The sequence below is a fragment of the Sphingobacterium sp. UBA5670 genome (genome assembly GCF_002420705.1).
Taxonomy (GTDB): Bacteria; Bacteroidota; Bacteroidia; order Sphingobacteriales; family Sphingobacteriaceae; genus Sphingobacterium.
The window spans coordinates 170,637-184,006 of record NZ_DIIM01000001.1 but is presented as its reverse complement, the minus strand read 5'-3'; the positions used below and the strand labels follow the sequence as shown (position 1 = coordinate 184,006).

The 13,370-nt window shown below is 43.5% G+C and carries 8 protein-coding genes; all 8 read left to right on the top strand.

What is annotated here, in order from left to right; genetic code table 11:
• Window positions 1-546: 546 nt before the first annotated feature.
• Window positions 547-852: a hypothetical protein gene (locus B3C94_RS00705; RefSeq protein WP_293897463.1), complete on the top strand. Its 306-nt coding sequence runs from the start codon at window positions 547-549 to the stop codon at window positions 850-852.
• Between the two features lie 263 nt (window positions 853-1,115).
• Window positions 1,116-4,307 (top strand): SusC/RagA family TonB-linked outer membrane protein, encoded by a 3,192-nt coding sequence (locus tag B3C94_RS00700; protein WP_293897461.1) that lies wholly within the window; start codon window positions 1,116-1,118, stop codon window positions 4,305-4,307.
• A 13-nt stretch (window positions 4,308-4,320) separates the two neighbouring features.
• Window positions 4,321-6,246, top strand: coding sequence for a RagB/SusD family nutrient uptake outer membrane protein (locus B3C94_RS00695; RefSeq protein ID WP_293897459.1), 1,926 nt, complete (start codon window positions 4,321-4,323; stop codon window positions 6,244-6,246).
• A 25-nt stretch (window positions 6,247-6,271) separates the two neighbouring features.
• The gene (locus B3C94_RS00690; RefSeq protein ID WP_293897457.1) at window positions 6,272-7,459 is read left to right on the top strand and encodes a DUF5000 domain-containing lipoprotein; all 1,188 of its coding nucleotides are present in this window, start codon (window positions 6,272-6,274) and stop codon (window positions 7,457-7,459) included.
• 20 nt (window positions 7,460-7,479) lie between these two features.
• Window positions 7,480-8,658 (top strand): DUF4998 domain-containing protein, encoded by a 1,179-nt coding sequence (locus B3C94_RS00685; protein WP_293897455.1) that lies wholly within the window; start codon window positions 7,480-7,482, stop codon window positions 8,656-8,658.
• Between the two features lie 11 nt (window positions 8,659-8,669).
• Window positions 8,670-10,691 (top strand): alpha-galactosidase, encoded by a 2,022-nt coding sequence (locus tag B3C94_RS00680; RefSeq protein ID WP_293897453.1) that lies wholly within the window; start codon window positions 8,670-8,672, stop codon window positions 10,689-10,691.
• A 13-nt stretch (window positions 10,692-10,704) separates the two neighbouring features.
• Window positions 10,705-11,745, top strand: coding sequence for a GntR family transcriptional regulator (locus tag B3C94_RS00675; RefSeq protein WP_293897451.1), 1,041 nt, complete (start codon window positions 10,705-10,707; stop codon window positions 11,743-11,745).
• A 20-nt stretch (window positions 11,746-11,765) separates the two neighbouring features.
• Window positions 11,766-13,361, top strand: a complete 1,596-nt coding sequence (locus B3C94_RS00670) for a solute:sodium symporter family transporter (protein WP_293897449.1) — start codon at window positions 11,766-11,768, stop codon at window positions 13,359-13,361.
• Window positions 13,362-13,370 lie beyond the last annotated feature (9 nt).

Sequence of the window (13,370 nt, the reverse complement as noted above, 5' to 3'; positions counted from 1 at the left end):
CTATTGATTTTTTTTAGATAATATGCAGTGTTTTTTCCTGCGTTCTTTGATATTTCTTTTATAATTCTTTGGTGTTTCTTTGCCTATTCTTCGGTACTTCTTCGCACCTGCTAGGGGATTCGCTTGGTATTGGTTTGCTTATTCTTTGCTGTTTCTCTGCTGTTTGATTGGTGTTTCTCTGCTAAAACGGCAATTAAATAGCAACCAAGTGGCAATTAAATAGCAACCAATCGGCAAAGAATAGGCAAGCAAGGAGGCTCGTAAACCCCTAGTATACCTCTCGCAAATACGACCAATTTCCCACAGAAGGCTAATGCGATCGCAAATGCGGGTGCAATGGGTGAGCTAACTTTCCTAACAGCGAAAGGCCAGACAAAAGTCGAATAGAAGACACTTATTTGGTCGGCCGTAAGCGTATTTCGGGATATCCGTGAAATGCAAGTGCTGCTGGTCAAAAAATGTGAGTCATGTCATATCCAAGTCAATGAAACACTGTATATACTCCTTAATTTGGAATAGCAATATTTTTTTTGTATATTGCTGGTTATGAGTTTTAAAGAGAAATTAGAGAACTGGCGCACGTCAATCAATCGCGCCGGTAGTGGTGAGGAATTGTACATTTTGCTTTTGAACTACAAAAAGTTTATCAACAAAAATTGGGTGGACGATTTTGGCGATCCGGGCAACTGGAAATCCGAATTAAATCAGGTCATCAGCAAAGTAAGAAACAAGGTGGATGTAGCAGATATCCGGAAATGTCAGGATTTATCGTCCTACCAGGATGATGCCCGTCAAACGGCACATTCACTCAATCATACCTTAAAATATCATCACTCGTTGACAAAAGGGTAGGCTAGGCCTACCCTTTTTTTTTGAAAGAAATTACAATACAATTGAATAGAGCTGTTATACATCGAGATAACAGCTCTATTTTTTTATGCCAAACTGGATAACTGATCTTTAGATCCCTTGCTAAAGGGGCACTATCCCGGCTTAATTGAAAAAAATATTTGTACATGTCAGAAAATGTTTTTACTATTGTATAGTAGTATAGAATAGTATAGATTACTGGACTATGCTAGAAAACAATAACCAATCTATAAGAAGACCAATTTATGATCTACCACATGTATTACCGAATCTGTAAATGGCAGCGATGTAGTCTTGTCTTCCTTTTTCTTCTGCTGGCGGGCTTTGCCAATGCACAGTCCAAATCATTTGAATTAAGAGGAGTTGTATTAGATAGTGTCGGACATTTACCCATTTCCAATGTTACAATCGCTTTCGTGGGAAAAAGCGCTGTTGTATCAACGGATGCACAGGGACAGTTCCTGATCAAAGATGTACACCTCAATGATCAGCTTGTCCTCACTTCGGTCGGATTCGACCGCAAGACTGTTCAGGTCACCAGCACCAACCGGATGACCATCTTTCTGTCCTCATCAAGTTCAAATCTGGATGAAGTGACGGTTGTCGCCTACGGCACACAGAAGAAAACAAGTATGGTAGCCTCGATCACCTCGATCAATCCAAAAGAAATTAAAGGGCCTACATCCAACCTGACGACCATGCTGGCCGGTCGGGTAGCTGGACTGATTGCCTATCAGCGAAGTGGCGAGCCCGGAAATGATAATGCCTCTTTCTTTATCCGCGGTGTGGGGACCTTTGGTGCCGGAAAGAAAGATCCCTTGATCCTCATTGATGGGATGGAATCCAATACAACAGCTTTGGCCAGGCTCCAACCTGACGATATTGCTGGTTTTTCGGTGCTGAAAGATGCGGCCGCCTCTGCATTATATGGTGCCAGAGGTGCAAATGGTGTCGTGTTGGTCAATACCAAAAGTGGTATTGTGGGAAAAGCAAAATTTAATGCTCGTTTCGAAAACTCCATTTCTACCAATACACGAAATTTCCAATTTGCCGATAACATTACCTATATGAACCTGGCGAATGAAGCGGTATTGACACGCAATCCCAAAGGGGCTTTGCCTTATGATCAGAATAAGATCGATCATACCGCAAGGGGGGACGATCCGCTGCTTTATCCAAATAATAACTGGATCGACCAGTTGATTAAAGATTATACCAACAACCAACGTTTCAATTTCAACGTGACTGGTGGTGGAAATCTGGCGCAATATTATGTTGCGGGTACGTTCAACAATGATAAGGGAATTTTGAAATCGGAAAGTGGCAATAATTTTGACAACAACATCAACCTCAAAAATTATTCAATACGTTCCAATATCACCTTAAATGTAACGCCGACAACCATAGGAATTATCCGTACTTCGGCACAATTTGATGATTATAAAGGACCTATCGGTGGCTATGATGACTGGGGAAATCTGATCAATGGTGGACAGCGGGTATTCAAAGAAGCGATCTGGTCCAATCCGGTGATGTTTCCAGCGGTTTATCCGGCTTCTTACGCACCGTTTACAACCCATCCGCTCTTCGGAAATAGCTTTATACCGACCACAAAGACTTTATATAATAACCCTTATGCCAAGATGGTCAATGGTTTTCAGGAATATAATAGTTCGACAGTAAACGTACAATTGGAACTGAAACAGAACTTTGATTTTATTACAAAAGGTTTGTCGGCGCGTTTAATGGCTTACACACAACGTTACTCTTATTTTTCGGTCAGAAGAAGCTTTCAACCTTTTTACTATAATCTGCTGAAAATACCTGGTACCAACAATACTGTACTGAGCTTGCTGAATGAAAACGAAGGGACAGAATACCTGGACTATACTCAGGGCGATAGAATACAGAACACAACGACCTACGGCGAATTTGCGGTCAATTATAACCGGACCATCGGAAAAGATCATGATATCACGGGTATGTTGATCGGTATCATGCGCAATTATCAGACGGCAAATGGGGGCAATTTACAGGCTTCTCTGCCAGCACGTAATATCGGTGTGTCCGGACGGGCTACTTATGCCTATAAAAATAAATACCTTTTTGAAGCAAACTTTGGTTACAACGGTTCCGAACGTTTTTCCAAAGACAAACGGTTTGGTTTTTTCCCCTCTTTTGGGGTAGGCTGGAACCTTCAGGAAGAGAAAATGTTTGAGTTTATTACGCCTGTGGTATCTCGTTTAAAACTACGTGCAACCTATGGTTTGGTGGGTAACGATCAGATCGGTAACGACCGCGACCGCTTTTTCTATTTATCACAGGTTAATCCCAATGATGGAGGAAAAGGCTTTGCCTGGGGTAACCTTTGGGATTATACCAGACCGGGCTACTCGATCTCGCGCTATGCCAATCCTAATATTACCTGGGAGCGCGCCAAAACATTTGATGCAGGTTTTGACCTCAACCTGAAAAATGGATTGGGTGTCGTCTTTGATTACTACAACTCCAAACGTAGCGATATCTTAATGGTGCGCTCGACTATTCCTACTACTGCTGGTTTTCAGGCGGATATTCAATCCAATATGGGGAAGGCAGAAAGTAAGGGCTTTGACCTGGCCTTAGATTACAACAAGTCTTTCGCAAACACTTGGTGGACTCAGCTTCGCGGAAATATGACCTATGCGACAAATCGCTTGTTAACCAATGAGGAACCTAATTATCCGGCAAATTTGTCTTACCTGACACATCTGGGATATCCGCTTAAACAGCAATATGGATTGATCGCCGAACGCTTATTTGTGGATGATATAGAAGCAGATAACTCGCCATTGCAAAATTTTGGTGGTGCATTGAAGACCATGGGTGGCGATATCAAATACCGCGACATTAATGGCGATGGCAAAATAACTGATCTGGACAAAGTTCCTATTGGTTTTCCTACTGATCCTGAAATTATCTACGGTATGGGATTTACCGTTGGATTTAAAGGCTTTGATGTCAGTGCCTTCTTACAGGGCTCTGCACGCTCATCCTTCTTTATCAATCCAGGCAATATCACGCCTTTTGCCATCAATGGTCCTTATCAGAATGGTCTGTTAAAACAGGTGGCCGATAGTCACTGGTCTGAAGATAATCAGGATATCCGTGCATTTTGGCCACGATTGACAGATGGATTTAATAACAACAATAATCAATTCTCGACCTGGTGGATGCGCAATGGTGCATTCCTTCGCCTGAAATCTGTTGAATTGGGCTATACAGTCCCAAAGAAGATCCTGGATCGCTGGAAGATGTCCAATATCCGCATTTATGCCAATGCCTTGAATCTTGCCGTATGGAGCAAGTTTAAAATGTGGGATCCTGAAATGGGAGGTGATGGTTTGGGTTACCCGGTTCAGGCGGTGTATAATATCGGTATCAATGTAGGATTATAAAAAACAATGTATCATGAAAAAATTAACTGTATTTAAAGCGATGGTGGCGTCAGGTCTATTGTTTTTTCAATCCTGCAGCTATCTGGATGTTGTACCGGACAATGCTCCAACGATAGATAATGCCTTTACCATGCGTAGTGAAGCCATTAAATATTTGGCAACCTGCTATTCTTACCTGCCTAATGATGGTGAGCCGACTATCAATCCTGCTTTTATGGCGGGAGATGAATTCTGGCTGGATTATCCAACGCGGAGTATCAATGGAACAAACTGGAATATCGCACGCGGTAATCAGAGTATTACCGATCCTTATGTCAACTATTGGGACGGGCATATCATCAATAATGTCCGCGAACGATCGATGTTCAATGCCATTCGGGACTGTAATATCTTTTTGGAAAACATCCAAAATCCAGAGAAAGTACGCGATATGACACCAGATGAACGTACAACCTGGGAAGGGGAGGTATTATTCCTAAAAGCGTATTACCATTTTATGCTGATGCGCCATTATGGTCCTATTCCGATTATGGACGTCAACGTGCCTGTGACGGCACCGATTGAGGAGACGCAGGTAAAGCGTCAGCCTGTTGACGAAGTCGTGGATTATATCGTGAAAGTGCTTGATGCGGCGGCAGGTAAATTGCCTAGTGTCGTGCAGTCGCCTGTAACGGATCTAGGTCATATTACCAAACCGATTGCCTTAGGGATCAAGGCAAAAGTCTTGCTTTACGCAGCAAGTCCATTATTCAATGGCAATTCAGACTATGCAACCTTCAAAAATGTAGACGGCACCTTATTTTTTAATCAGAGCTTTCAGGCCGAGAAGTGGCGGAAAGCAGCGCAGGCCGCCAAGGAGGCAATTGCTGCCTGCGAGGAACTGGGGATGAGTTTGTATGAATTTCCAGCACCTGTACGCCCACTGTCAAATACGACAATGGTTCAGATGAGCATCCGGAATGCCGTAACAGAAAAATGGAATCGGGAAATTATTTGGGGAAATTCGAATTCGAGGACATGGCAGCTGCAGTACTCCTCCATGGCTCACATTGATCCGAATAATGCCGGCAACAACAGCGTGAACGGTACCTTGGCCCCAACGATCAAAATCATTGAACAGTTCTACACGAAAAATGGTGTGCCGATGGACGAAGACAAAACCTTGGATTTTAGCAATAAAAGTCAGCTACGTACAGGAACACATGATGAACGGTTCAATATCATTGAAAACTACAGAACAGCGCGTTTGCATTTCGATCGTGAAAACCGTTTCTATGCCAATGTTGGCTTCGATGGTGGAGTGTGGTATATGGAAAATAGCCCAAGTCAAACCGATGAAAATACATGGACGACTCAACTTCGTCTTGGCTTATTTGGCAGTGGGGTTTCTGTGCCGATCACAACGTATTATCCAAAGAAGCTGGTCAATTGGAAATTTGCCTTTAAAGATGGAAACAGCTCGCATATCGAAGAGTATCCATGGCCCATGCTGCGGCTTGCCGACCTGTATTTGATGTATGCGGAAGCCTTAAACGAAAGTGAGGGACCGGTAGCCGATGTATTCCTCTATCTGGACAAAATTCGGAAACGTGCAGGTCTGGAGGGAGTGAAAGAATCTTGGGCGAAATATGCTTTTAATAGCGCCAAGCCAACAACCAAAGAGGGGCTTCGTGCCATCATACAACGTGAACGCAATATTGAAATGAGTTTTGAAGGTTCGCGTTTCTGGGATTTGAGACGCTGGAAACTGGCTGCACAGGAGCTTAATAAAAATATCACCGGCTGGGACAGGAACCAAGATAAGGACCATCCGGAACTTTTCTATCAGGAGCAGACCTTCTTCCAACAACGCTTCGTAGCACCTAGGGATTATTTTTGGCCGATTAAAGAAGCCGATCTATTGGTCAACCCTAATTTAGTTCAAAATCCGGGTTGGTAATTATCGTTTTAAATTCAAGAAAATCATGAAAAATCGAATATATCATCATAGTATTTATTTATTTACCGGTTTGCTGCTTTTGCTGCTGGGCTGTAAAGAAGAAAAGGGCTGGACCTTAATGGAAGATGATCAAACCAAACCTGGATTGGTGCAGCATCCCTCTGTCGTGAATGGCTATGGGCAGGCAACGATACATTACAGTCTTCCGGAAAACGACAACATACTCTATGTCAAAGCCGAATATGTTATGGCAAGTGGCGAGACCCGTGTCGTTAAATCGTCAACCTATACCAATGAAATTTTAATTGATGGATTTCCGGATACCAAACAGCATACCGTCAAACTGTATGCCGTGAGCAAAGCTGAAGTGGTATCGGATCCCGTGGACGTGATTGTTGAACCGAAGACACCGATCTTTAATCTGGTGTTCGGTGAGATGAAAGTGACGGCTGCCTTTGGTGGTATCCGCATTACCTCAACCAATAAGGAAAAAGGAAATATCGTGATCGTACCCATGGTAGACTCACTCAATAATGGCGAGTACCTGCCTCTGGATAATTACTATGGACAGGATTCTGTGATCCTTTATAATGTCCGTGGATTGAAATCTAAAGAAATGAAGTTTGCATTTTATGTGCGCGATCGCTGGTTGAACAAATCCGATACGTTATACACCTCGATTACGCCATTGGAAGAAAACCTGTTTAACCGGCAATTATTTACACCGTTACGCTTACCAGGTGATGCGCAGATCCTCTACGGTTCTATGGACAACCTATGGGATGGCAATCTCAATACGTCCAAATGGCCAAGCTTCTATACCGTGGAGAATGCAGGCGTACCGCAATCGGTGACTTTCTCGATCGGGAAGGAAGCAAAGCTAAGTCGTGTGGTGATTTTTCCGAGAAGGGAAAATGGATTCTATGATAAAGGAAACCTGCGTGATTTTGAGATCTGGGGAAGCAATACCCCAAATCTGGATGGTTCTTGGGAGTCATGGGCCAAACTGGCTACCTGTACGGTACGTAAGCCATCGGGAACTCCATCGGGAACAAATACCAATGCAGACGAAGTGTATGGTACCTCGGGATGGTCATTTGATCTACCGGAAGATGCTCCGAAATACAAATATCTCCGGATCCGCAATCTGCGTAATTGGCGGGGTAGTTATTTTATGCAGATTAACCAGATTCAGGTATGGGGCGTTTATTAATCAATTTAAAAAGCAAAGTTATGAAAAGATATATCGTATTGCTGTCCTTGTTTATCGTGGCGCTGTTGGCGGCTTGTTCCAAAATGGACGAGTTTACTGAGCATACGGACGGAACAGCAATTATCTATCCGGCAAAGCTCGACTCGATTAGAGTTCGTTCGGGAAAATACCGTATACAAGTAGAAGGCGTCTATAGAGCTTCCTCGGGTGTGTCTGAGCTACGGATCTATTGGAACAGTAAGCAGGATTCGATAAAAATACCGGTCAAACTGACGGGTAAGGTGGATACCGTACGTTATTTAATTGATAAACTGGCGGAAGGGCCCATAAATTTTGAGATCCGTAGCGTGGACGCCGCAGGACGTTTTTCCGTGCCGACTTACCTGGTCGGAAATGTCTATGGCGATCGCTACCGCGAGGGGCTATACCAGCGCGTGGTGCTCGAACAGAATTTTATTGCTGGTCAACAGTTGCAACTGGGGCTGCAAAATGTATCGGAAACCATGGGTTTTGACGGATTGCGTATCGCGTATAAAAATTGGGATGGTGGAACCACAGATACCGTCGTGCGCACTAAAAATCAGGATGAAAAGATTGGTCTCCAACGCTATCTCCCTGGTGCCGAAGTTTCCTATCGTACCGTGTTCAGACCAGATAGTTCAGCGATTGATACCTTTATGGTTAAATCGACCAAACTGGCTGTAAAAAAAGATAATATTACGCCTTGGTACCTCCAGAATTACAAAACGCCATTTACAGCGACGGTCTATGACGGCAACCGCTGGGGAGTTTTGGACAACTGGATCACCAATGCAGCGATGAAAAACCACAACGGTTATGGTGGCTTTGGTTCGGATGACGGTGGAGTGGTTAACATTGAAGCCGGCTGGGGTGCTCCAGCTATTGTCAATGGCAAAATAGAGCAAAAAGTAACCTTATTGCCAGGTAAATATCGTTTTTTTTGTAACTTATCCTGGACAAATTATGATCAGCCGCCAGCAAAACTGGTTGTCAGCAAAGCAAACAGTGGAATTCCAGATCTTGAGCAGATTCAACAGGCAATGGCCCATGCTGACGTAAAATCAGATGGTGTTTATTTTGAAATTAAAGAAAAGGTGACCGTCAATATGGGGATGCTGGTCAATTTTCAACCCGACCATTATATGAAGATTAACGCGTTTCAAATCAATTTACAATAATATCAAGCAGAATGAAGACAGTTATTTTCGCGCTATGTTTTATACTATGTACCTCCATGTTGACCGCGCAGCCTTTTCAGGTCAGGAAAAATGGAATAACATTAACATACAACAAAGCGGCCGGAACATATTCCCTAAGTAAAGATCAAGTCGCTTATATCCAACAAGCAAGTGCCTATTTGGCACTTGCTAATGGACAAAAGATCAGCACAGATAAGCTCACCGGATCCCGTAAAATCACCGAACAGGCGATTCGGGATAACCTAGGCAACGGTGTACGGTATACAGTTTCAGTTAAAAGCCAGCAGGGAATAGAACTGCTGCAGCATTTTTATTTCTATGACAACATGGATGCGGTCATTATTGAACTGGAAGCAAAGGGCAAAAATCTGTCCAGTAATGAACTCGTGCCGATCTGGTCTCATGCTTCATTTGCCGGCTTAGGGAAATCCTTGTATCAGCTGGCCGTTCCTTTTGATAACGATACGTTTATTTCGTATGAAAACAATGTCCTTGCAATGGATAGTAAGCGCAGCGCCGAGGTCGGTGTTGTGTACGATAAGGAGAGCGGAAAAGGCTTGCTGATCGGTTCTTTGGATCAATCCGTTTGGAAATCGGGTATTGCGATCAACGGAGATCAGGGGCAATATACCCACCTGGCAGCACAGGCCGGATTTACAGATGTAACTATCACACGTGATTCCATGGCGCACGGGGCGGTGAAGGGCGATGTGATTCGTTCGCCAAAATACCTCGTGTCTTACGAAAAGGATTGGCGCATTGGGCTCGAAAACTATGCTAAAATCCACCGGAAGCTATCGCCTCCCTATGTACAATCTTGGCAGGGAGCGACTCCTGTGGGCTGGAACAGCTGGGGCGTGATACAGGAAAAACTTAGTTTTAAGAATGCAACATCTACTGCACAGTATTTTGCTAAGGATATTCCTTATTTCCGCAATGCTGATGGTGAGGCATTTATAGACTTGGATTCCTTTTGGGATAATATGACTCCTGGTGGAATGTCGGGCGACTATACACAGCTGAAACAATTTGTACGTTATTGTGATTCCCTGGGACTCAAACCGGGCGTCTACTGGGCACCTTTTACGGACTGGGGGCATGGAAGTGGCCCTGATCGCAAGGCGGAGGGAAGCCAGTTTACCTTTGGGCAGCTTTGGACCAAAACCCAGAAAGGCTACCATAATTTAGATGGTGGTCGGGCTCTTGACCCGACACATCCCGGTACGTTGGCCCGTATGGATGTGATCCTGGGCAAATTGGTCGACTGCGGCTTCCGAATGATCAAAGTGGACTTTCTTTCTCACGCAGCAATCGAATCCACTGGTTTTTACGATAAGAAAATTCAAACGGGTATGCAAGCTTATGCGGTAGGCATGAAGCATCTTGTCGATGTTCTGCAGGGGAAAATGTTGATTTATGCAGCGATTTCGCCGTCCCTGGCGACAGCACAATTCGCACACATGCGTAGAATAGCCTGCGACGCCTGGAAAACCATCGATCAAACCCAATATACACTCAACAGTGTCAGCTACGGCTGGTGGCAGACTTATCTCTACGATTTTATCGATGCCGACCATCTGGTCTTTCATGATGAAAGCCCTGAAGTCAATAAGGCAAGATTGCTTTCAGGTGTGGTAACGGGAACCATTATCCTTGGCGACGACCTCTCCAAGAAAGAAAACTGGCAGCCTAAGATAAATCAATATCTGCAGGATCCCGAAATTCTAAAAATTATAGCCGATGGTAAAAGTTTCCGTCCGGCAGGATTTGTAGAAGGAAAAGCAGCAAATACGTATTATTACAAAAAGATTGGAACAACGCTGTATGTGGCCGTATTTAATTACAATACAGCCCCGGCAGCAATAAACATAGATTTTAAACAGATTGGCCTGGAGCCAAATACAACCTATAAGGCGGTGGAACTGTTTGAAAAAACAGCGCAGGAATTTACTGCTAAAAATCCCATTGCCTTTGAGCAAGCAGGAGCAAAATTGCTTAAGATTGCTCTTTAGTTAATAATATTATATGAAGATAACCAAAGAAGAACAGTTTAAGGCGTTGATCGATCGGATCAAACGATTGGAAGCTTTAAATGGGCTTTCGAAACATGAATGTATTGTGCAGGGCGTATTGGATGCCATTGATGCCAATGAATTGGAGGTACATTCCAGTTTGCCATCCGTCAATAACCTGATTGAATACCTCGGCTATGCTCGGGAAACCTTTGCCAAAGCTTACCGTGACCTGATTGCTCATGGCGTGGTGGAATCCAAAAATAGAAAAGGATATTTTGTAGTCAGCAACAACACGCAGTTGAAACAGAAAGTTGCCGTGTTGTTATATGCTTACGATACTTTTCAGGATACCTTAGTATCCGAATTGCGGGCCAATCTTCCGGAGGAAGTGACGGTCGATCTTTTTTTCCATCACAACAATATGGAAACCTTTGAGGATATCTTTAACCGTATTCAAGGCCGTTATACGGTATATATTGTCGCACCGATAGAAAATGCCGATTCTGAGCGTTTGTTGCGCAATATTCCGGTATCAAAACTATTGATTATCGATCGGCTGATGGATCTGGGTGCGGAATATTCTTATGTTTCTCAGGAATTTGAAGCAGCCACCTATGCTGTATTCCAGCAACTACAACCAAAGATCAAAAAGTATAAAGAAGTGATCTTCTATTTTAGGGAAAATACTGCCGAACCCAATGAAATCAAAAATGCTTTCTTACGCTTTCTGAAAGACTATAAGATAAAGGGACGTATCGAAAAGCAATACCATGTGGGCGACCTAAAAAAGGGAAAACTGTATTTTACCATACATAATCCGGAGCTCTATCAGATGTTAAAAGAGGTGCTGCAAAAGGGCTGGACCTTGGGCGAGGATCTGGGGATTTTATCCCATAATGATGATGTCATTAAAGAGATTATCAGCGGCGGTATTACCACCTTTTCGACAAGTTTTGCACGTATCGGATCGCAAGCAGCCAAGTTTGTGCTGGAAAGAACATTGATCAAGGAAGTAGTGCCAACGACCTTGGCAGACCGTAATTCTGTATAAAAAAAAAGAAAAGTTTTACGATGATAGTTTTTAGCTTTTGTCTCTTTACCGGCTTGGTTGCATTATGGTCCTTATGGAAATTTAAGACCACTTATTCGTCCACGCTCAACGGTTTCTTTCTGGCAGGAAAAAGCAATAGTTTCTGGATGGTGGGGTCGGCCTTGCTCTTGACAAACTTGAGCGCCAACCAGTTTATAGGCGAAAACGAATCGGTGTATATCAATAATCTTTCAGTTATCGGCTGGGGCGTTAGTTCGGTTGTGGCCATGCTTTTGGTATCGGAGTTTCTGTTGCCTATTTATTTTAAGCATGGTTTTCGGACGGTCCCGGATTTTTTGGCTTTGCGATTTGACGCTAAAACAAAAATGCTGGTCTCAGTCCTCATTTTGATAGGCTATATTGTCAATTTGTTGCCTCCGGTATTATATGGTGGAGCACTGAGCCTTGCGACTATGTTTGATGTCCCGGGCTTATTGCATATTACGTATTGGCAGAGCATCTGGCTACTGGTATGGGCCCTAGGTGTGATCGGTAGTTTGTACAGTATTTTAGGTGGGCTCAAACTAATCTCCTTATCTGATTTAAGCTTAGGCTTATGTCTGTTTTTACTTGCTGTGCTCATTCCTGTCTTTGCGCTCTGGCATCTTGGTGCTGGGGATGTATGGTCTGGCCTGACGCAGTTACTGCATGAAAAAAAAGAGCACCTCAACGCCGTTGGCGGAAAACATGATGCGGTGCCATTTTCGACCTTATTTACAGGCATGCTGCTGATCAATTTCTATTACTGGGGGATGGAACCCTATATTGCACAGCAGGCTTTGAGTGCCCGTAATTTAAAGGAGGCCCAAAAGGGGATGACCCTGGCTGCTGGCGGTAAATTGTTGATGCCGCTATTAATCAATCTACCTGGACTTTTGGCTGTGCATTTACTGCCGCATGTTCAGCCTACGGCTTCTGTTTTCCCGAAGCTTATTGTTTTAATTTTTCCCGATATCCTGATCGGTTTTTCCTTGGCCCTGGTCTTTGGTGCAGCGATGACAACGTACACTGCAGGGCTGCAAAGCTGTGGTAGCTTATTTATATTTAATATTTACAAACCTTATCTGGTCTATAAGAAAAGGCCACATAGTGAAAAGGAACTGGTGCGAAAAGGAAAATTGTTCGAGCTGATTATTTCAGTTTCAGCGATGTTTATTGCTCCTTTTATCCTTTTTGCCCATGATGGATTTTATACCTATTTGCAGACCGTATCTGGATTGTTTAATATGCCCATTTTCACCATTATGATCTTGGGGATTTTATCCCGCCGTGTGACACCACGCATGGCACAGATTGGACTGTTTTTGTACATGTTCAGTTATTTTTTTCTGGTGTTTGTCTGGAAAACAGAACTACACTATCTACACCTGTTCGCGCTGTTGTTTATTGCTGTGGCCCTGGTCATCTGGGGGGGAAGTAAACTGAGTCAGCCAAATTATCTATCGCAGTATCAATTTGAGTTTTCGGGCCAGGATAAAGAAGCTTATTGGAAAGGTCGCTATGGTGTGGGCGCAATTTTGATTGTCCTGATGATTGTCATATATCTTGTTTTTTCACCCTTGGGCATTGCTCAATAAAATTGTATA